Raw genomic sequence first — 20,425 nt, 5'->3', positions numbered from 1 at the left:
CCACGACACGCCGGCGCCCCCCACGCCAGACAGCGAGATACGACATGCGGGAACTGAACCAGCGCAGGCTGCGTTACTTTCACGAGGTACTGACCCACGGCTCGATCCGCGGCGCCGCCGACAGCATCAACACCTCGCCGTCGGTGATCACGCGCCAGATCCGCCTGCTTGAAGAAGAGGTCGGCGCGCCGCTGTTCGACCGCCATGCGCGCGGCGTGCAGCCGACCGAGGCGGCGCTGCACCTGCTGGAATACTGGCGCGGCTGCCGCGCCCAGCAGGAACTGTTCGAAGACCGCCTGCAGGCCTTGCGCGGGTTGCAGCACGGCCAGGTGCGCATCGCCACCAGCGAGGGCTATGTCGACGGCCTGATGGATGAAGTGCTGACCGACTTCTGCGCGCGCTATCCGCGGCTGGACGTGACCGTCGACATCCTGCCGGTCAACAACGTGCTGCAGGAGGTGGCCGAAAGCCGCGCCCATATCGGCCTGGCCTACAACCCGCCGGGCCATGCGGACATCGCCTGGGTGGCGACGTCATCGCAGCCGGTGGTGCTGCTGGTGCATGCCGGGCATCCGCTGGCCCGCCGCGGCGGCAAGGTCGGCGTGCAGGAACTGGCCGACTATCCGCTGGCGATGATGCCGCCGGCATTCGGGCTGGGACAGGTGGTGCAGATGCTGGCCTACGCGGAGAACATCCAGATCCGCCCGACGCTGACCACCAATTCCCTGGCAGTGCTGCGCCACTTCGTGAAGCGCCATGACGGCATCACGCTGATCGGCGGCTTCGCGGCCTACCGGGAACTGCAGGCCGGCGAACTGGTGACGTTGCCGATCGCCCATCCGCTGTTCGAAGCCGCCAAGGCGCGCCTGCTGGTCAAGGCAGGCCGGCCGATGGGCGTGGCGGCCAATACGCTGCTGGACTGTATCCTGCGCGACATGTCGATGTTCTCCGGCGCGCGCCGGCGCAGGAAGCAACGGCCCGCTGCCCGCTCCGCCCCCGTGGCGATCGCAACCAAAGCAACCCGCGCATAAAGGGCACGTGCATGGGAGCGTTTGCCCCTGCGTGACAGGGCGTGCCGCCGTCTCGATCGCGACTACATCCGGCCACGAGCCGGCAGGTGCGACCGACGGCTTCCGGGCAGGTCGCGCAGTACGCTAATGCGTGCACTTCGCCCTGAACGTATCGATAAGATCGTCCCGTGCGCGATCCCTTTCCAGGCCAGGCAGGCTTCGCCCCTGGCTCGTTGTAATCGGTCGTCCGGAAGCGGGCTGGTACGCGCGGGGCGAGGTCGAGTTGAATTGCTCCAGCAATTCCTGGCACTCCGCCGAATTGATATTGCCGGATGCTGCCGGGGCGCGTGCCGGATGATAAGGGCTATGTCCTTCCTGCACGGCGTCGCTGACGGCATCGGCTGCCGCAGCCGCACCGTCCTGACGCTGCGCGTGGGCAATGGAATTCATGCCCAGCGCAGCATATACAGTCATAACCAGCATCACTGTCCGCATACTTGTCATGGTGGCTCCCGAAGTCCTGGCCTGGCTACTCCAGCCCGCCGCGCAACCTACCCCATTATGTTGACGCCACCATCGACGTAAAGGGTCTCGCCTGACAATCGGCGGGCATAGGGAGTGGCAAGGAAAGCGCAGGTATATCCGACATCCATGATGTCGACCAGCTCGCCCAGCGGTGCCCGCTGGGCGGCATCCGCGAGCATCAGGTCGAAGTCCTTCAGTCCTGATGCCGCCCGCGTCTTGAGCGGACCGGGCGAGATCGCGTGCACGCGAATTCCTTGCGGCCCCAGTTCGTAAGCCAGGTAGCGCGCCACCGCTTCCAGTGCCGCCTTCACCGGCCCCATGACGTTATAGTTCGGCACGACCTTGTTGGCACCGTAATAGCTCATCGTGAACATGGTTCCACCGTCGCGCATCAGCGGGGCAGCAAGGCGGGCCATGCGGACGAAGGAATGGCAGGAGATGTCCATGGCCTTGGCGAAGCCTTGCGCGGAACAGTTCAGCAGCCCTCCCTGCAAGTCGTCCTTCGGCGCCCACGCCACCGAGTGCAGCAGAATATCGAGCTTTCCCCACGTGTCCTCGATCTGCCGGAACAGCGCCGCCATCTCGGCCTCGCTCGAAACATCGAGCGGCAGGAAAATGGGCGCCTCCAGCTCCCGCGCCACCGGCTCCACATATTGCCGGGTCTTCTCCTGGGCATAGGTAATGGCGACTTCGGCGCCAAGCTCATGAAACGCCTTGGCGCAACCGTAAGCGATGGAATGCTCATTCGCGATCCCGCATACCAGCGCCTTGACGTTGGCCAGGATCGGTTGCCTGATCTCGACGGTCATCTGACTTCTCCCCGCAAAGTGAATTCAGGTGCGGCACAAGCGGTGCTCATTCTGCCCCCGTGCCGATCAATGCCCTGGTGTGCCGCGCAATCATCAGCTCCTCGTCCGTCGGGATCACCCATACCGCGACCCGGCTCGATGGCGTGCTGATGCGCCGCGCACCGCTGCCATTTGCCTGCGTATCGACATCGATACCCAGCCACGCTGCCTGCTGGCACACCCGCTCCCGGATCAGGGCAGCGTGCTCGCCGATCCCGCCGGTGAAGACCAGCGCGTCGAGTCCCTGCGCGGCCGCGGCCAGCGAGCCAAGCTCGCGCCCGATCCGATAGGTGAAGAGCTCAACGGCAAGGCGCGCACGCGGATCGTCGCTGGCCAGCAACGCACGCATGTCGCTCGAGATGCCGGAGACGCCGAGCAGGCCCGACTGGCGATAGATCAGGTCCTCGATGTCGTCCGCACTCATGCCAAGCTGGCTGATGAGGTACAGGATCACTCCCGGATCGAGGCTGCCGCAGCGTGTCCCCATCGGCAATCCGTCGACCGCGGTGAAGCCCATGGTGCTGGCCACGCTGCGCCCTGCCACCAGTGCGCACATGCTGCTGCCGTTGCCAAGGTGCGCCACCACGGTGCGGCCGGCCGCCGCGCCGGCGTCGATCCCGGGCATGACGCTGGCAATGTACTCGTAGGAAAGCCCGTGGAAGCCATAGCGTCGGATGCCGCGTTCCGTCATCGACGCCGGTAGCGCGAAGGCTTGAGCGATTTCAGGCTGCGCCCGGTGGAAGGCGGTGTCGAAGCAGGCAACCTGCGGCAGCTCCGGCCGCCGTTCGGCGAGAATCCGGATTGGCTTGAGGTTGTGCGGCTGATGCAATGGCGCCAGCGGGCACAGGGCATCCAGTTCCGCCAGCAGTGGTTCGGTGACACGCTCCGGCCGGGAAAAGCTTACGCCGCCATGCACCACGCGATGGCCAACGCCCACCAGGGTATGGCCTTCACCGTGGCTCATCAGAAAGTCCGCCAGAAAGGCCACGGCACCGCCATGTCCAAGCTGGGTCCCTTCGCCCCAGTGCCGGGTTTCCACCTGGTTGCCCGACGCATCCGATGCGCGAAAGCTCGGGGACGTATAGAGCCCATCGATACTCCCGCGCAGGATCAGCCCGAGTTCATCTCCCCTGGCATCGTAGGCGCGATACTTCAGGCTAGAAGAACCGGCGTTCAGGACAAGGATTACGTCTGCCATGTCTTCACCCCCGGATCTGGCCGGATTCCCGGCGCGCCTTGGCCACCAGCGCCGCCACTGCGCATGACGCCAGGCGCGTCATGACAGCATCGGCGCGACTGGTCAGGATGATCGGCACGCGCGCGCCCAGCACGATGCCGGCAGCGTCGGCGCCCGCCAGGAACGTCAGGCTCTTGGCCAGCATATTGCCGGCATCGAGGTCTGGCACCAGCAGCACGTTGGCCCGCCCGGCGACGGGCGAGTCGATCTTCTTGACGCGTGCGGCATCGAGGTTGATGGCGTTGTCGAGCGCAAGCGGGCCATCGACCACCGCGCCGGTGATCTGGTGCCGGTCGACCATCTTGCAGAGCGCCGCGGCCTCGATGGTGGACGGCACCTTCGGATTGACCGTCTCCATGGCCGACAGGATGGCAACCCGCACGTCCTTGACCTGGAGTGCGTGCGCCAGGTCAATGGCATTCTGGAGGATATCCGCCTTCTCTTCCAGCGTGGGAGCGATGTTGACCGCGGCATCGGTAATGATGAGCGCGTCCTCGTGGCCGGGAACATCCATCACGAAGCAATGGCTGATCCGCCGGGCCGTGCGCAAGCCACTGTCCCCTCTGACCACCGCCCCCATGAGTTCATCGGTGTGCAGGCTGCCCTTCATCAACGCCTCGGCCTTGCCTTCGCGGACCAGTTGCACGGCGGCGGCGGAAGCGGCATGGCTATGCTCGGCGTCGACGATTGGGAACTGGCTGATGTCAATGCCATTGGTCCGGGCGGCTTCCTGGATACGACCGCTGGGCCCGACCAGCAGCGGCGCAATCAGGCCCAGCCTGGCTGCCTCTGCGGCCCCCTCCAGCGAACTCTGGTCGCACGGATGGACGACTGCAGTGGGCGTGGGCGGCAGGGCCTTGCAGTAGTTGATCAGGCGCTGATACTTCTCGTGCATGGCATTCACGGAATTTTCTCCTGCTTTAGCCGGTTGCTTCGGGTTCCAGCGAAGGATGTGGCGCTAGGACGCGCGTCGCGCCAGCGGCACCGCGCCACGGCGCGGCCGGTCAGGCTTGCCCGACAGGACGGCCCGGATACGCTGCAGCATCGCGGCCTGCTCGGCCGTAGGCGCGCGGCCAAGCAGCCGCTCGTCGGCCTTGAGCTTCTCGGCCAGTGTCTGCAGGCGGTCGCGATCGGCCTGTTCATGCAGCAGCGCCGGCAACGTCTCGATTGCCTGTTCCGGCGCATACAGCGTGATGAGCTCCTGCTGGCCCCGAATCTGGCGCCAGTCTGCCGGCTGCAGTTCCGGCAGCAGTTCGGCGTAGTCCGTCACCAACTCCTTGCGCAGCTCGAGTCTGGACAGCGGCAACGGCTCGCCCTGACGCTCGAGCAGGCAGGCCATCCGGGCGATCGCTTCGGTGTAGCCGCCCTCCCGGATCGACTCCAGCGCTGCCTTGACTTCCGGCAGCTCGCGCGGCTCGGTAACTGCCGGCCGACCGGCATGCGCGGTCTTGTCCTGCGGCAAGAACGACAGCATGTTCGCGTAGACGTTGAAGAAGGTAGCTTCCGTCATCGCGTCGCGCACGGCACGGTAGGCGTCGAGGCCGGCGCTGAGCATTTCCGCACCGGCTTGCTCTTGCTGGCGCAGCGGATGGTCGTCTTCCAGTGCCTGCCGGTTAGACCTGACCGCATTGGCGGCCGCACCCAGCCACGTCATCCAAGGATTCAGGTCGGAGAATGCCCAGTTCTGCATCCGCAGCGGATGGAACTCGCGCAGCATGCGCGCCGTCGTTTCGTTGGACATGGCCTGCACGTACGGCTGGGCGAACAGTTCGTAGGCGCGCTGGGTGAATTCGGAGATGGCGGCAACCGCTTCGAAAGGCTTCTCGTCGGCGCGCTCAAAGCGGTTGAGCCGGCGCGCGATCTCTTCGAGCGAGTGCTCGCTGAACTCGACCTCGTACTCGACGCCAGCGCCCGACTTGCGCTCATGGATGATCATGCCGTAAAGACCCGGCGGCAACAGCTCGATGCTCTGCAGCACCGAAACGATCTGCGCGTGCTCCTTCTGCGCGACCTTGCCGGAAACGAAGATGCCGAGGTGGCCGATGTTCTGGTGCATCATGCCGACGATGACCTGCCCGCGGGCTTTGATTTCCTCGGTGCTGCCATAGACATCCACCACCCAGTTGAATGCCTGTTGCGGCGGCGTGATGTTGTCGCCCATCGAGGCAAACAACACAATGGGCGCCTTGATGTCACGCAGGTCGAAGCCCTTGCCGCCGGCATCCTTGACATCGCCGCTCCAGAGCTTGTTGCCGACGAACAGGTTGCGCGTGATCCATTCGATTTCTTCGCGGTTCATCAGGTAATAGCCGCCCCACCAGCGCTCGAACTCCAGGAAGCGTGGCGGCTCGGTATCGGCCTTGCGGTACAGGTTGTAGTACTTGTCCCATAAGCTGTTGGCCGGATTCAGGTTCTCGAAGTTCTGGACCAGCCAGGCGCCGTCGAACTTGCCGTTGCCGAGATCGGCCGTGAGCGACGCCAGCCAGGTGCCGCCGAGCAGGCCTCCCGAGTAGCGCATCGGGTTATCGCCTTCGCCCTCGCTCCAGGCACCGCCCCAGTAGGACATCGGTGCGCCGTTGATGACAATGGGCCCGGTGTCGTCCGGATCCGATGCCGCGAGCATCATGGCGGCCCAGCCCCCCTGGCAGTTGCCGATAATGGCAGGCTTCTGGCTGTCAGGATGCAGCGCACGCACCGTCTTGATGAACTGCTGCTCCGCTTCACAGACGTCCAGCAGCGTTTGCCCCGGCTCCGGGTCGCGGAAGAAGATGACGAAATAGACCGGGTGTCCCGCGCGCAGCGCCACGCCCACCTGCGAGTCGTCCTTGAAGCCGCCGATCCCGGGGCCGTGCCCCGCACGCGGATCGATGATGACGTACGGTCGACGACGCTTGTCGATAGTGACGCCTGCTGGCGGCTTGATCTTGAGCAGCGCATAGTTGACGGGCCGGGCCAGGCTGCGGCCATCCAGCACGGTCTCGTACTCGAAATGCAGCACCGGCTTGAGGCCCTGGACGGCATTCTCTACAAAGTTGTTGCCCCGCTGCCGGATCGTGTCCCAGAACAGGATGGCGCGCTGCATGCTGTCCACTGCGTAGGCATACGCGCTCGCCGGATCCGCCGCGGCCATCCAGCCAGCCGGCTTGGCCTGGTCGCCGCCCATGGCTTGCTGCGCACGTTCATTGAACGCCTGTTGCGCGTTCTTGATGCGCTTTTGCAGCACCACGCCAGTCTTCACGCCGACTTCACGGGCGTGAGCGAGTTTCTGTCCTGCATCCATGCGGCCCTCCGCTAAAAGCGATCGTCGTAGATAAGTAGGCAAGAATGGCCAATTCCGATACTGGCCCTGACACGACATGGCAGTCTCAGGGGGCCGCCGGCGGTCGGACCACCGCCTCCGGGTCCCTTAAGTGTCTCGGCGCCTGCTGCCGATGAAGACGGGCTGCCGGCGGTTCAGCTGAAGCGCTCCCTGAGTACTTGCGCACTGAGCTGGTGCCCTTTCCAGTACATGCCGTGAACACGGCTTTTCAGTTTGTCCAGGGCGTCGCTGTCGAGCGAGTCGAAGGTCAGCCTGGCAGTAGGCCTGCTGCCGTCTCCTTCGAGATACTCGATGGCGCTGAACTCGGGCAGCCCATACTTGACCAGGAAGGCACGGACCTCCTCATCCGTTGTATCCGCCCCGATGTTTGCAAGCAATAAGATCGACATGCTCTCTCCCCAGGCGCACGAACATCATGGAAAAATGAAAACTGTCGGCCAGCGTGTTCGAATTGGAGAACGAAGCGATACCCGATGTCTGCGGGGCCGCTGAGTCCTTTGCGGTTAAGCTGGAGTGAACACTCTAGCGTTAATCATCGGGGCGGCCGACATGAAATCTTTCCTAGGCCGAGATAAGAAAATCTTCAAGCCTGCGGCACGGGGCTGATCGGTCACTTGGAGTGAGAACTTGCACCGAGGGTGTCGTGGTGGCGACTTTCACGTGGTTGTCACAACGATGGTGCGTAGCAGTCTTTCCTGACGAACCATTGTGCCATCCATGGGCGCCTTCCCGGTCCTTGGAGCGGGACCGGCGCAAACCCGGCAAGCCGCAACACCACCGGCGAAGGCGGCTTGCGGCTTGCGTCCGGCTACTCCGGCACGAAGCGGATCGACCGCAGCAGTTCCGCCTGCCGCTCATATGCCGCGCGCGCTTCCTTTGACAGCGCCTCGCTGCCGAGCGGCTGGCCGCTGTCCATGCCCATTTCTTCCACGTGCTTGCGGTAGCCGGGCTGCTGCACGATCGCCAGCGTGGCGTTGCGGATCTTCTCCTGCACCGCCGCCGGCACGTCCGGCGGCAGCCACAGGCCCATCCAGCCCGGCTCCGTCATCGCCGGGAAGCCGACCTCGGCGAAGGTCGGCACCTCCGGCAGCGCGGGAATGCGCTTCGGGTAGGCCACGGCATAGGCCCTGAGCTTGCCGGACTTGATCAGCGGCAGCGAGGTGGCCAGGCCGTCGAACATCAGCGGCACGTGGCCACCCATCACGTCCTGCAACGCCGGCGGCGAGCCCTTGTAGCCGACATGGCTCATGTTGACGCCCGCGAGCCGGTTGAACTGGACCCCGAGGGTCTGCCCGCGCATGCCGGCGGCGTACGAGGCATAGTCGATCTGCCCCGGCTTGCTCTTGATGTAGGCCAGCAGCTCGCTGAAGTTCTTGGCCGGCAGCCTGGGGTTGCCGACCAGGACCAGGCCGGTGCGCGCCACCTGCGCAATCGGTTTCAGGTCCTTGAACGGATCGAACGAGACCTTGAGCGCCAGCGGCGTCTCGGAAACGATGCCGCCCTGGATCAGCAGCAGCGTATGCCCGTCGTGCGGTGCCGACAGCAGCGTGCTGACCGCGATCGCGCCGGCGCCGCCGGGCTTCTGCTCGACGATCACCGGCTTGCCCAGCGACTGCGTCAGGCCCTCGGCCAGCAGGCGCGCGAGGATATCGGCGGTGCCTCCGGCGGGGCCGCCGACCACGATCCTGACGACCTTGGTCGGCCACGCCTGGGCATGGGCGACCGCGGGCAACGCAGCCGGCAGCACCAGGCCGAGCATGCATGACAACAGCGCCCTGCGGCGCACCGACGCTTGTGCTTGCTTCATGGTTGTCTCCGAATATGCGAGGGCTCGGGGCAGCCAGCTGCCGCCCCCGCCGTTCTGCGGGCCGCTTGCCAGTGGCAGGCAGCCCGGGTCAGGCTGCCTTGCGCAGGAAGCCCTGGTTGCCGCCGTTGCGGTTCGGCGCGAAGCCGTTGGCCGCCAGGGTCTCTTCGGCCGTGTCATAGAACACGCCGATCTTCTGGATCTCGCGCGCTTCCTGGGCGGTTGCCACCTTGCGGCCGAATTCGCCGGCAATGCGCACCAGCTGCTCGATCTGCCTCACCGTGCTCATCTTGGCGGTGCGTGACTGGTTCCACAGGCAGTCCTCGGTCCCGCAGCGCACATGCAGCCCCAGCGCAATGCCCATCATGTTCACCGGCAGCACATTGCGCACCGAGCTTTCGACGGTCAGCACCGCGCCATCCGGTACCGCACGGACGATGTTGGCCAGGTTGAACACGCTCGGCGCATCCATGCCGCCGCTGATCGCGACCCAGTTCATCACCAGCGGGCCTTTGTAGACACCGCGCCGGATCAGCCGCTCGACGGATTCGAAGCTATTGATGTTGTAGCACTGGAACGCGCTCTGGATGCCGGCGGCGGACAGGCGGCGGATATGCTCCTCGACCCAGCCGGGCTGCGCGGGCACCGTCATTTCCTTGTACGCGTTGAAGATGGCGGGGTTCTCGCGCGAGGTGCCCTTGAAATCCGCCAGTTCGGCATGCTCGGTCACGTTCATCTGCGAGGTGTTCACCGTCACGGTGACCTGGTCCGGCACCGGATCGAGTTCGGCCAGCATGTGGCGCGTGTCGTCGGACAGCCACTTCGCTGCATCGCCCTCGTTTTCCGGGGCGAAACTGATCGACCCGCCCACTTGGATGACCATCTCCGGCACCGCCTTGCGCACCCCGGCGATCAGTTCGTTGAACTTGGACAGGCGCTTCGAGCCCTTGCCGTCGAGTTCGCGCACGTGCAGGTGCAGCACCGTCGCGCCCGCGTTGTAGCAGTCAACGGCCTTCTGGATCTGGTCTTCCATCTTCACCGGGATGTCTTCCGGAAAATCGGAAGGCAGCCAGCCCGGCGCGTAAGGGGCCGCGGTGATGATCAGCGGCTGCTGGTTTTCAGGGAACAGGGACCCATCGAGGTAATTCACGGCATGTCTCCATTTATCGTGGCGCTGGCCAGGCTTGCGGCGCTGGCGCGGCTCAGAACGGCTTGTCGCCGATGATGGCGGCGCGCTCCATCTTGCGCGGCGCCGGCCAGTAGTCCTGCACCGCGTAGTGCTGGGTGCAGCGGTTGTCCCAGATGGCGACGCTGTTGGGCTGCCAGCGGAAGCGCACCTGGTATTCGGGAATCGCCGCCTGGCTGATCAGGTAGTTCAGCAGGTGGCTCGCGCCCGGGGTCTTGTCCTGGCCGTAGCGGACGTTCTCGGGCGTGTGGAAATTGACGAAGTGGGTGGAGAAGCCGCAGACATAGAGCACCTTCTCGCCGGTCTCGGGATGCGTGCGCACCACCGGGTGCTCGACCGCCGGGTATTGCGCGGCGAGTTTGGCGCGGTTCTCCGGGCTCATCGCCGCGCCGAAGGAGTGCTCGATGCCGTGCTTGGCGCGCAGGCCGGCGATGCGCTGCTTGATTTCCTCCGGCAGGTTCTCGTAGGCCGCGGCCATGTTGACCCAGATGGTGTCGCCGCCGACCGGCGGCGACTCGATGCAGCGAAGCACGCAGCCCATCGGCGGGCGTTCGCGCCAGCTGCCGTCGGTGTGGTAGCTGTTCTCGTAGTTCTCGCGCTTGTCGCTGCGATAGATCTGCACCAGGCCAGGATGGTCGGGATCGCTGCCCGCGACCGGATGGTCTTCCAGTTCGCCGAAGCGCCGCGCGAATGCCACGTGGTCGGCGCGCGAGATCTCCTGGCCGCGCAGGAACAGCACCTTGTGCTCGAGCAGCAGCGACTTGATCTCGGCAAACAGCGCCGCATCGCGCGCGGCATCGGCCAGGCTGACGCCGCTCAGTTCGGCGCCGATGCTGCAGGTAAGTTGTTGGACTCGCATGAAGACACTCCTTTACAGCACGAAAACCGATGAGCCGGTGGTCTTGCGCGACTCCAGGTCGCGATGGGCCTGGACCGCATCCTGCAGCGCGTAGCGCTGGTGGATACCGATGCGGATCCGGCCCGCGGCAACGTGGCCGAAGACTTCCGCGGCCAGTTCCGCCTTTTCGGCGGGATCGGCAATGTAGTCGGCCAGCGCCGGACGGGTCAGGTAGAGCGAGCCTTTCCGCGCCAGCAGTTGCGGATCGAACGGCGGGATCGTGCCCGAGGCGGTGCCGACGCAGACCATCAGGCCGCGCCGCCTGAGCGAATCCAGCGAGCCGTGGAAGGTGCTGCGGCCAACGCTGTCGAACACCACCGACACGCCCGCGCCGTCGGTCAGTTCGCGCACCCGCGTGGCCACGTCGTCGCGGCTGTAGTCGATGATGTGGTCGCAGCCATGCGCGCGCGCCAGCTCGGCCTTGGCTTCGGTCGAGACCGTGCCGATCACGGTCAGGCCGAGCAGCCTGGCCCATTGCGACACGATCAGCCCCACTCCGCCGGCGGCCGCGTGCAGCAGGATGGTCTCGCCGCCGCTGAACGGATAGATGCGGCGCATCAGGTAGGCCGAGGTCAGGCCGCGCATGGTCATCGCCGCGGCGGTGTCGAAGCCGATCGCATCCGGCAGGCGGATCAGCGCCGCGGCGGGCACCAGGCGCTCGGTGCTGTAGGCGCCCAGCGTGTTGGTGAAGCCGGTATAGGTGACGCGGTCGCCCTCCGCGATGTGGCTGACTTCCGTGCCGACCGCCTGCACCACGCCGGCCGCCTCGACGCCCATGCCGCTGGGCAGCGGCACGGGATAGGTGCCGTTGCGGAAGTAAGTGTCGGCATAGTTGAGTCCGACCGCGACGTGGCGGATCCGTACCTCGCCCGGGCCCGGGTCGCCGACTTCGGCGTCCTCGTAGCGGAGGACTTCGGGGCCTCCGGTCTCGTACATGCGTATGGCTTTGGCCAAGGCTGTCTCCTGATTGTGGTGTCCTGCCGGCGCCGCTATCATTGGCGCGGCGCAGTCGATTGTGAGACAGCCGGGCCGCAGCGCCCTTGACCGATCGCGCCACGACTTGCCCTTTGACGACGGACACGACCGACGCCCCCACCCACTCTCGCGGCAGCCCCATGACCGTCCTTGTTCGCAGCGCATCGCTGACCAAATACCTGGGAATTGCCCGGGGCGCGGGCCTGGATCCGGTGCGGATGGTGGCCCGGGCAGGCCTGGACCAGGCGTGCCTGTACACCCCCGACCTGCGCATCCCCGAGCAGCGCCTGGCGGAAGTGCTGGAGGCCTCCGCGCGCGAGACCGGCTGCCATTCACTTGGCCTGATGGTGGGCGAATCGTGGCGCCTGTCGGACTTCGGCCCGGTCAGCCTGCTGTTGCAGCACCAGCCCACGCTGCGCGACGCGCTGGCCGAGATCGAGCACTACCGCCACTGGCTCAGCGACTCGATTTCGATCCTGGTCACCGAGCATCCCGCGGTCGCGGTGCTGCACGTGACGCTGCAGACCGGGCGCCAACAGCCCGGCAGGCAGGCCGTGGAACTGACCATGGCCGCATTGCACAGCCTGATCCGCGCCATCCTGGGCGAGTCGTGGAGGCCGCACAGCGTGCATTTCGCGCATGCGGCGCCGGCCGACCTGCGCATCCACCGGCGCCTGTTCGGCCCGCGCATCGAATTCGGTTCGGACTTCGACGGACTGGTGCTTGCCCGCGGCGACCTCGACCGCGTCAATCCCCTGGCCGATGCCAGCCTGGCCGGGTACGCGCGGGGTTTCCTCGACCTGCAGCCGGGGGCCGGCAAGCCATCCATCGCCGCGGACGTGCGGCGCACCCTCACCCAGTTGCTGCCGCGCGGACGCGGTGCGGTGGAGCAGGTTGCGCAAAGCCTCGGCACCAGCCCGCGTACCCTGCAGCGCCAGCTGGAACAGGATGGCCTGACGTTCTCCGCACTGGTCAATGAAGTGCGCCGCGAGCTGGCGCAGCGCCATCTGCAGGATCCGCGGCGGCCGCTGGCGCAGGTCGCCACCTTGCTGGGATTTTCGGAACCGAGCGCCTTCTCGCGCTGGTTCGCGGCGCAGTTCGGCAAGTCGCCGACGCGCTGGCGCCAGGACGGCGCCTGAGGCGGGCCGCCTACTTCAGGTACTTCATCGTGGCCACGCCGGTGGCCACCAGCAGTTCGCCATCGAGCCACACCTCGGCGCGCGAAAAGAAGATCGAACGCCCGCGGCGGTCGACCATGCCTTTGGCCGTCAGCAGCTTGCCGGTCCCGTTGCTGAGGAAGTTCGAGGTCAGCGACAGCGTGACCGCGTGCCGCGGGCTTGCGCCCGGCGCGGCGTAGAGGCCGGCATAGCCGGTGGCGGCATCCAGCAAGGTGCAGATGGTGCCACCATGCACGACGCGGCTGCGGTTGAGCATGCTGGACGCGAGCGGCAGTTCCAGCTCGACGCAGTCGTCGCGCCAATGGGTGATCCTGACCCCGATGCTCTCCAGTGCCGGATTGTCGAGGCTGTAAGCCTCGCCCTTGCTCTCTGCCATTGCCGCGTCCATCGCCCGGAGTTCCTTTGCTTGATCAAGCCTCCTTTCTGCGCGATCCGCGGGTTTCCGACAATCTGTATTTCGCAAACCGGACCTTCCGCCTGCATGAATCCGTGCCGGCACCGCGGCAACGACAGGCAAGCGCGGCTTTGACTCGGAATTGGTAACGACCTAGTCTAGGTAGGCTTACCGCGCACTCGGCCCCGCGCCAAGTGACGTAGCGGCGATGTTGCGAGGTCCGCCAGGACCAGGGAGGGCTCACCATGAACATGCGGCCAGATCCGACGTTTCACGCCTCGCCGGAGCTTGCGATCAGCGCGCCAGCGGAATCCTTTGCCTATACCGTGCTGCTCAGCCCCGACGGCGCGCAGCCCGACGCGCTCGCGGTGATCGACGTCAAGCCCGGATCGCCGACCTACAGCCAGGTGGTGCACACCGTGCCGATGACGCACGAGGGCGACGAGCTCCATCACTTCGGCTGGAACGCGTGTTCGTCCGCGCTGTCGCCGCTGACCGGGCATGCCTTCCTCGAGCGGCGCTACCTGATCATCCCGGGAATGCGCTCGTCGCGCCTGTATATCGTCGACACCAGGCCGCATCCGACCCAGGCGCGCATCCACAAGATCGTCGAGCCCGACGAGATCTTCCGCAAGACCGGCTATTCGCGCCCGCATACCGTGCATTGCGGCCCGGAAGGCATTTATGTCAGCACGCTCGGCGGCAGCGGGCCGGATGGCACCGACGGCCCGCCCGGCATCTTCATCATGGACTGCGAGACCTTCGAAGTGCTGGGCCGCTGGGAGATCGACCGCGGCGAGCAGCAGAAGCACTATGACTTCTGGTGGAACCTGCCGCGCGACTACATGGTGTCGAGCGAATGGGCCCTGCCCCCGCAGTTCGAGAACGGGCTGGTGCCCGAGGACCTGCTTGGCAACCGCTACGGCCACAAGCTGCATTTCTGGGACCTGCGCGCGCGCCGCAACGTGCAGACCATCGACCTGGGCGCACAGCACCAGATGGCGCTCGAAGTGCGGCCCGCGCATGATCCGGTGCGCGAGTACGGCTTCGTCGGCGTGGTGGTCGACACCACCAGCCTCGAGGGCTCGATCTGGACCTGGTGGCGCGAGGACGGCAAGTTCCACGCCGAAAAGACCGCGACGATCCCGCCGGAAGCCGCCGACGCCAGCCAGTTGCCGCCACTGCTGCAAGGTTTCGGCGCGGTGCCGCCGCTGGTGACCGATATCGACCTGTCGCTGGACGACAGGTTCCTCTACGTGTCGTGCTGGGGCACGGGCGAGATGCGCCAGTACGACGTCACCGATCCGCGCAAGCCCCGCCTTGCCGGTTCGGTCCATCTCGGCGGCATTGTCCGGCGCACCCCGCATCCCAACGGCAAGCCCTTCGCCGGCGGCCCGCAGATGGTGGAGATCAGCCGCGACGGCGAGCGCGTGTACTGGACCAACTCGCTGTATTCCACCTGGGACCGGCAGTTCTACCCCGACGGCATTCCCGGCGCACAGGTCATGGCGCGCGCCGGAGCCGACGGCGGCCTGACGCTGGCCGACGATTACTGGGTCGAGTTTCCCGAAGGCTACCGCGCGCACCAGATCCGGCTGGAAGGCGGCGACTGCTCGACCGATTCGTTTTGCTATCCCTCGGCCAGGGCTTGACGGGTCACGCGTGGGAACAGCTTGGCCTGTGGTCGGCGGTGCTGGCCAGCGGGCTCTATCACGGCGTCAACCCTGCGATGGGATGGCCGCTGGCGGTATCGAACGGGCTGCTGGCGCACAGCGGCCGCGCCCTGGTTGCCGCGCTGGGGTATCTGGCGGCCGGGCACGCGCTGGCGGTGCTGGCGGTGACGCTGCCGTTCGGCATGCTGGCCGCGCTGGTCGCATGGCAGGCGCAGATCCGCATCGGCGCCAGCGTGCTGCTGATCGGCTGCGGCATCGCGCTGCTGCTCAGGCGCGGCCATCCGCGCGCACTGGTGCGCATCGCGCCCTCGCGCCTGGCACTGTGGTCGTTCGCGGTGGCGATCGCGCATGGCGCCGGGCTGATGCTGGTGCCGATCTATCTGGGCCTGTGCCGCACCGACAGCGAGCCGGGGCACCGGGCCGCCGCGACGCTCGCCGGTGCCAACCTGGGCATGGCGCTGGCGGTCGCGCTGCTGCATACGCTGGCCATGTTTGCCATGGGCGGCGGCATGGCCTGGCTGGTCTACCGCTACCTGGGGCTGCAGTTCGTTTCGCGCAGCTGGTTCAACCTGGAGGCGGCCTGGGCCCTCAGCCTGATGCTGGTGGGGCTGCTCGCGCTGGGTCTTGAGGCCTTTGGCTAGCGCTCAGCCGGCCAGCCGCGCCGCCAGGCGCCCGCGCGTGATCGCCGCGATCTGGGCCAGTGCCTCGTCCAGTTCCTGCTGCGTACTCCGCCCGATGCGGCGCTCGAACGCGGCAAAGATGCCTTCGCGGGTGTAGTGGCGCACGCAGATGATGAAGGGGAAGCCGTGGCGCGCCTGGTAATCGGCGTTGAGCTGGTCCAGCGCGGCCTCCTGCTGCACCGACATTGCATCCAGTCCGGCGCTCTTCTGCTCGGCGTTGGAATCCGCCGTCATCGTGCCCGCGCGGATATTGCGCGCCGACAGCTGCGGGTGCAGGTTGAGGAAATCGCACTGGCGCGGCGCATCGAGCTTGCGCACCACGTCCATCATCGCGCCATGCAGCGCCGCCACCGAGGCGAACGGCCGCTGCGACCAGGCGCCTGCCGCGGCCTGCGGAAAGTGTTCGAACACGCTGCCGAAGGCCTCGGCAAAGGCCGCTTCGTCCAGGGCGTTGACCGACGCCAGGTCGAGGGGGTGAGACATGGAGGCTTCTCCCGTAGGGATTCCCGCAAGGGCAATCGTTGAATACGGGGCCGAGTATAGGAACGCCCCGCCGCAGCGGCGAGAGCCCGCGCCCTATAGATCGCATAACAGAAACCGATACCGCTAACGATGCATGTCGCGCAGGTCGCGCAGTTCCTGCGAGGCCGCGCTCAGCATGCCGCGCAGCCAGACATGGGCGGCCGAGCGGTGGCGCGACGGGTGCCACAGCTGGTAGAAGCGCATGAAGGGAAACTCGATCGGCGGCTCCAGCACCGCCAGCGGCACATGCTGCGCATGGTAGTTGGCGAAATGGCGCGCGGTGGTCAGGATCAGGTCGGTACCGGGGATCAGGCTGGGCGCGAGGTTGAAGTAAGGACAGCTGACGCGGTTGTCGCGGTGCACGCGCATGGTGCTCAGGCCCGCGTCGACGAGGCCGCGCTGGTCGCGCGAATACGGCGTCGGCACGATATGCGATGCGCCCAGGTAAGCCTGCGCGGTGAACTTGCCGGGTTGCGCGTGCACGCTGTCCTGCGCCACCACGCATACCACCTCGTCTTCCAGCAGCACCGACAGGTGCAGGTGCTCGGGCGGATTGGGCCAGTTGCCGATCACGATATCGACCGCGCCCGCCGACAGCGCCTGCTCATAGTCGAAGCTGGTCCCCAGCGGCAGCGCCGACAGCCGCGCATGCGGCGCGGCGCGGCGCACCGCGCGCACCACATGCGCAAAGAACGGCGGCGCCAGGTAGTCCGGCATCGCCACCACGAAGCTCTGCTCGGTGGTGGCCGGGTCGAAGCGGTCGTCCGAGACCAGCAGGTTGTCGAGCGCGCTGAGCGCGGCCTGGGCGTTGCGCGCCAGCTGCAGCGCGCGCTCGGTCGGCACCATCACGTTCTTCTCGCGCGTCAGCAGCGGGTCGTTGAAGATCGCGCGCAGGCGCTTGAGCGCTGCGCTGATGGCCGGCTGCGACTGGTTCAGGCGGATCGCCGTGCGCGACACGCTCTGCTCGGCGATCAGGATGCACAGCACGCGCAGCAGGTAGGTATCGAACGGGTCGTCGGCGCGAATCATGTCGGGTCCGTGGCAGGGAGAGCAGGGAAAGCACGGCAGGTGCGGCCGCCGCCGCTCGCGACGGCGCCGGCACCCCGGGCCATGGCGACTTTGTAGCGTGTCGCGCACCGCACGGCAACCGGTGCAACCCGCACAGGCGCCGCCGCGCCGCGCGCGCGGCGTCTCCGCAGCAGCCCGATCAGGGTAATCCATAGGTCCGCGGGAAGCCGCCGCAAACGCCGGCAAACCCGCGCCAGGCAAGGGATGGCGGCCCATATCGACGCTGCTATGGGGCCTATACCAGCCCCCTCGTTTCGCATCGGCGGGCCATTCATATACTTGCTCCCAATCCGGCAGCCACGGCGCATCAGCCACGGCGCGTCAGCCGCGGCTGACCGCGTGCACCGCCACCAGGCCCGGCCTGGCAGAACACCACAAGACAGGAGACATCATGTCGATCACGAAACAAGGCGTACCGGCCTTCGCCGGCACCGCCGAAGACGCCGAGGACAGCGTCTACCGCAAGGTTACCTGGCGCCTGCTGCCCTTCCTCGGGGTGCTGTGGGTGCTGGCGTGGCTGGACCGCGTCAACATCGGCTTCGCCAAGCTGCAGATGCTGGACGCGCTGCGCTTCAGCGAAGCCGTGTACGGGCTCGGCGCGGGCATCTTCTTCCTGGGCTACTTCTTCTTCGAAGTGCCGTCGAACATGCTGCTGCAGAAGATCGGCGCCAAGAAGACGATCATGCGCATCACCATCTGCTGGGGCGTGATCTGCATGCTGCAGAGCTTCGTCACCACGCCCACGCAGTTCTACATCCTGCGCTTCCTGCTGGGCGCGTTCGAGGCCGGCTTCTACCCCGGCGTGATCCTGTACCTGACCTACTGGTACCCGTCGCAGCGGCGCGCGCGCGCCTTTGGCACCTTCATGTCGGCCTCCGCCATCGCCGGCGTGCTGGGCGGACCGCTGGCCGGCTGGATCATGACCGGCATGGCCGGCGTCAGCGGCATGCACGGCTGGCAGTGGCTGTTTATCCTGGAAGGCATCCCGTCCGTGCTGGCCGGCATCTTTGCCTGGTTCTACATGACCGACAAGCCCGAGCAGGCGCGCTGGCTGTCCGACGCCGAGAAGCGCGTGGTGCAGGACGCGCTCAGGCGCGACCACGCCGCCATGGGCGAACGCGGCCACGACTGGCGCACGCTTTTCACCAACCCCAAGGTCTGGCTGCTGATCGCGATCTTCTTCTGCCTGCTGTGCGCCAACTCGACGCTGACCTTCTGGATCCCGACCATCATCAAGGACGTCGGCTTCACCGCGCCGATGGCGGTGGGCTGGATCGCCGCGGTGGCCTACCTGTGCGGCGCCGCCGGCATGATCCTCAACGGCGCGCACTCCGACCGCCGCAATGAAGTGCGCTGGCACTTCAGCGGCGCGGCGCTGATCGGTGGCGGCGCCATGGCCGTGCTGGCCGTGCTGCTGGGCGCGCAGGTGCTGTCGCCGGTGATCGCGCTGCTGGCCATGACCGCCGCGCTGGTCGGCACCATGAGCGCGATCCCGGTGTTCTGGCAGCTGCCCAACCGCTACCTCGCCGGCAGCGCCGCCGCGGTTGGCGTGGCGCTGATCAACTCGGTCGCCAACCTGGCCGGCTTCGGCGCGCCGTACGTGATGGGGCTGGTCAAGAACACCACCGGCAAGCTCACTTCCGGCCTGTACCTGGTGGCGGTGATCGAAGTGCTGGCCGCGGTGCTGGTGCTGGTGGGCATCCGCCAGCTGCGCGACAAGCCGGCACGTCAAGGAGCCTGAGATGGACAACCATAGCTTTGATCCCGCGCGCCGGCGCTTCGCGCTGCAATCGATGACGCTGGGCGGCGGCGCGCTGCTGGCCGGCGCCAGCTGGAGCGCCACGCCGGATGCGTCCGCACCCGACCAGACCGCCGCGCCGGTGCAGCAGGGCGGCCTGAGCCCGCGCCTGACGCTGCATGCGCTGGACACCTACCACGGCACGCCCGCGGCCGGCATGCGCGTGGAGATGTTCCGCATCGACCATGGCCAGCGCGTGCCGCTGCAAACCGTCACGCTGGCCGCCAATGGCCGCAGCGAGCCGCCGCTGCTGATCGGCGACAGCTACCGCACCGGCACCTACGAGCTGATCCTGCACGCCGACGAGTACTTCGCCGCGCGCAAGGCCAGCCTGCCGCAACCGTCGTTCCTGTCGAAGATCCCGCTGCGCGTGCGCGTCACCGACGCCGGCCAGCGCATCCACCTGCCCGTGCTGTTCGGGCCGTGGAGCTACAACTACTACCGCGGCAGCTGAGCGCGCGGCCCAACCCGGAGAGATCGCATCATGGCAGGTATCAGCACCCATGTGCTCGACGTATCGCTGGGCCGCCCGGTGGCCGGCATGCAGGTCGAGCTGTTCGACGTCGCGGTGCAGCCGCCCCGGCTGCTGGCGCGCACCCGCACCAACCACGATGGCCGCACCGACGCGCCGATGCTGCCGCCGGCGCAGGCGCGTACCGGCGAGTTCGAGCTGCGCTTCTGGGTGGCGGACTACTTCCGCACCCCCGACGTGTTCGCCGACATCGTGCCGGTGCGCTTCACCATCGCGGATGCCGCGCAGCACTACCACGTGCCGCTGCTGTGTTCGCCGTGGAGCTTCGGCACGTATCGCGGCAGTTGAAACTCCGGCGCAAGCACCCGGCTAGCGCGGCTTGCGCACTTCCGCCTCGTCGTGCGACAGCACCTTGCCGTCGCCCGACCGGGGCCTCATCGGCGGCACCGGCTTGCCGGTGCGCTTTTCCACCAGTTGCGAGCGGCGCTCGCCGCGCGCGAACAGGTGGTGCTCTCCCCACTGGCGCAACGCCACCACGATGGGGAACAGGCTCTCCCCCATTTCGGTCAGCACGTACTCCTGGTAGGCACTGCCGTCCGAGGCCGGCCGCGTCGCCAGGATGCCGGCTTCGACCAGCCGGCGCAGGCGGTCGGACAGGATATTGCGCGCCACCGCCAGGCTGCGCTGGAAGTCGCTGAAGCGGTGCATGCCGTCAAAGGCGTCGCGCACGATCATCAGCGACCAGCGGTCGCCGACCAGCGCCAGCGCGCGCGCCACGGGGCAGGTGTCTTCGCTCGGGTCCTTGCGGGTGACCATGTCCGGTTAGCCTTGGGCGCAT

General features: G+C 66.9%; 21 protein-coding genes. 7 read left to right on the top strand and 14 right to left on the bottom strand.

The features are described from left to right. The first annotated feature begins 44 nt into the window (after nt 1-44). Nucleotides 45-1,031: a LysR family transcriptional regulator gene (locus tag CBM2586_RS21380; protein ID WP_115665037.1), complete on the top strand. Its 987-nt coding sequence runs from the start codon at nt 45-47 to the stop codon at nt 1,029-1,031. A gap of 123 nt (nt 1,032-1,154) precedes the next feature. Here the strand turns inward: CBM2586_RS21380 and CBM2586_RS21375 are convergent, their stop codons facing one another. From CBM2586_RS21375 to CBM2586_RS21330, 10 genes are all read right to left on the bottom strand, one after another. Beyond that, nucleotides 1,155-1,460, bottom strand: a complete 306-nt coding sequence (locus tag CBM2586_RS21375; RefSeq protein WP_145987429.1) for a hypothetical protein — start codon at nt 1,458-1,460, stop codon at nt 1,155-1,157. Between the two features lie 101 nt (nt 1,461-1,561). Further along, the gene (gene fabI, locus CBM2586_RS21370; RefSeq protein WP_115665038.1) at nt 1,562-2,344 is read right to left on the bottom strand and encodes an enoyl-ACP reductase FabI; all 783 of its coding nucleotides are present in this window, start codon (nt 2,342-2,344) and stop codon (nt 1,562-1,564) included. A gap of 46 nt (nt 2,345-2,390) precedes the next feature. Then, nucleotides 2,391-3,581 (bottom strand): acetate/propionate family kinase, encoded by a 1,191-nt coding sequence (locus tag CBM2586_RS21365; RefSeq protein WP_115689653.1) that lies wholly within the window; start codon nt 3,579-3,581, stop codon nt 2,391-2,393. A gap of 4 nt (nt 3,582-3,585) precedes the next feature. Continuing rightward, complete coding sequence (locus tag CBM2586_RS21360; protein ID WP_115665040.1) at nt 3,586-4,524, bottom strand: phosphate acetyltransferase; 939 nt, start codon at nt 4,522-4,524, stop codon at nt 3,586-3,588. Nucleotides 4,525-4,578: 54 nt separating this feature from the next. Further along, nucleotides 4,579-6,900 carry a DUF3141 domain-containing protein gene (locus CBM2586_RS21355; protein ID WP_115689651.1) on the bottom strand — a complete coding sequence of 774 codons (2,322 nt, stop codon included), beginning with the start codon at nt 6,898-6,900 and terminating at the stop codon, nt 4,579-4,581. A 173-nt stretch (nt 6,901-7,073) separates the two neighbouring features. Beyond that, the gene (locus CBM2586_RS21350) at nt 7,074-7,328 is read right to left on the bottom strand and encodes an RNA recognition motif domain-containing protein (RefSeq protein ID WP_115689649.1); all 255 of its coding nucleotides are present in this window, start codon (nt 7,326-7,328) and stop codon (nt 7,074-7,076) included. Nucleotides 7,329-7,747: 419 nt separating this feature from the next. Then, nucleotides 7,748-8,746, bottom strand: coding sequence for a Bug family tripartite tricarboxylate transporter substrate binding protein (locus tag CBM2586_RS21345; RefSeq protein ID WP_115665043.1), 999 nt, complete (start codon nt 8,744-8,746; stop codon nt 7,748-7,750). A gap of 88 nt (nt 8,747-8,834) precedes the next feature. After that, on the bottom strand, nt 8,835-9,893 hold the full coding sequence (locus CBM2586_RS21340) for a 3-keto-5-aminohexanoate cleavage protein (RefSeq protein ID WP_115689647.1): 1,059 nt from the start codon (nt 9,891-9,893) through the stop codon (nt 8,835-8,837). A 52-nt stretch (nt 9,894-9,945) separates the two neighbouring features. Beyond that, entirely contained in the window at nt 9,946-10,788 is an 843-nt protein-coding gene (locus tag CBM2586_RS21335; protein ID WP_115689645.1) for a TauD/TfdA dioxygenase family protein, read from the bottom strand. A gap of 12 nt (nt 10,789-10,800) precedes the next feature. Next, on the bottom strand, nt 10,801-11,781 hold the full coding sequence (locus tag CBM2586_RS21330; protein WP_115689643.1) for a quinone oxidoreductase family protein: 981 nt from the start codon (nt 11,779-11,781) through the stop codon (nt 10,801-10,803). A gap of 161 nt (nt 11,782-11,942) precedes the next feature. Between CBM2586_RS21330 and CBM2586_RS21325 the strand changes: the two genes are divergently transcribed. Then, complete coding sequence (locus CBM2586_RS21325) at nt 11,943-12,941, top strand: AraC family transcriptional regulator (protein WP_115689641.1); 999 nt, start codon at nt 11,943-11,945, stop codon at nt 12,939-12,941. A 10-nt stretch (nt 12,942-12,951) separates the two neighbouring features. Here CBM2586_RS21325 and CBM2586_RS21320 read toward each other — a convergent pair whose 3' ends face one another. After that, entirely contained in the window at nt 12,952-13,356 is a 405-nt protein-coding gene (locus CBM2586_RS21320) for a PaaI family thioesterase (protein WP_115666456.1), read from the bottom strand. Between the two features lie 263 nt (nt 13,357-13,619). Between CBM2586_RS21320 and CBM2586_RS21315 the strand changes: the two genes are divergently transcribed. Then, nucleotides 13,620-15,026 (top strand): selenium-binding protein SBP56-related protein, encoded by a 1,407-nt coding sequence (locus CBM2586_RS21315; RefSeq protein WP_115665048.1) that lies wholly within the window; start codon nt 13,620-13,622, stop codon nt 15,024-15,026. Further along, a complete protein-coding gene (locus CBM2586_RS21310; RefSeq protein ID WP_115689639.1) occupies nt 15,023-15,688 on the top strand; it encodes a hypothetical protein in 666 nt (221 codons plus the stop codon). Before CBM2586_RS21315 ends, CBM2586_RS21310 begins: the two co-directional genes overlap by 4 nt. Before the next feature lie 3 nt (nt 15,689-15,691). On the opposite strand, the gene uraD is transcribed toward CBM2586_RS21310, so the two are convergent. Further along, complete coding sequence (uraD, locus tag CBM2586_RS21305; protein ID WP_115665050.1) at nt 15,692-16,210, bottom strand: 2-oxo-4-hydroxy-4-carboxy-5-ureidoimidazoline decarboxylase; 519 nt, start codon at nt 16,208-16,210, stop codon at nt 15,692-15,694. 123 nt (nt 16,211-16,333) lie between these two features. Further along, nucleotides 16,334-17,278 carry a LysR family transcriptional regulator gene (locus tag CBM2586_RS21300; RefSeq protein WP_115665051.1) on the bottom strand — a complete coding sequence of 315 codons (945 nt, stop codon included), beginning with the start codon at nt 17,276-17,278 and terminating at the stop codon, nt 16,334-16,336. Nucleotides 17,279-17,708: 430 nt separating this feature from the next. On the opposite strand from CBM2586_RS21300, the gene CBM2586_RS21295 reads away from it, so the two are divergent. Genes CBM2586_RS21295 through uraH form a run of 3 tightly spaced genes read left to right on the top strand, consistent with a single transcriptional unit; the run spans nt 17,709 to nt 19,935 of the window. Next, complete coding sequence (locus tag CBM2586_RS21295; protein ID WP_115689637.1) at nt 17,709-19,058, top strand: MFS transporter; 1,350 nt, start codon at nt 17,709-17,711, stop codon at nt 19,056-19,058. Between the two features lies 1 nt (nt 19,059). Then, nucleotides 19,060-19,569, top strand: coding sequence for a hydroxyisourate hydrolase (locus CBM2586_RS21290; RefSeq protein ID WP_115689635.1), 510 nt, complete (start codon nt 19,060-19,062; stop codon nt 19,567-19,569). A gap of 30 nt (nt 19,570-19,599) precedes the next feature. Then, entirely contained in the window at nt 19,600-19,935 is a 336-nt protein-coding gene (uraH, locus tag CBM2586_RS21285) for a hydroxyisourate hydrolase (protein WP_012355646.1), read from the top strand. Nucleotides 19,936-19,956: 21 nt separating this feature from the next. Here uraH and CBM2586_RS21280 read toward each other — a convergent pair whose 3' ends face one another. Continuing rightward, complete coding sequence (locus CBM2586_RS21280) at nt 19,957-20,403, bottom strand: winged helix-turn-helix transcriptional regulator (RefSeq protein ID WP_115665054.1); 447 nt, start codon at nt 20,401-20,403, stop codon at nt 19,957-19,959. Nucleotides 20,404-20,425 lie beyond the last annotated feature (22 nt).

The organism is Cupriavidus taiwanensis (genome assembly GCF_900250115.1).
GTDB classification, from domain to species: Bacteria; Pseudomonadota; Gammaproteobacteria; order Burkholderiales; family Burkholderiaceae; genus Cupriavidus; species Cupriavidus taiwanensis_B.
This window is presented reverse-complemented; position numbering and strand designations above follow the sequence as displayed.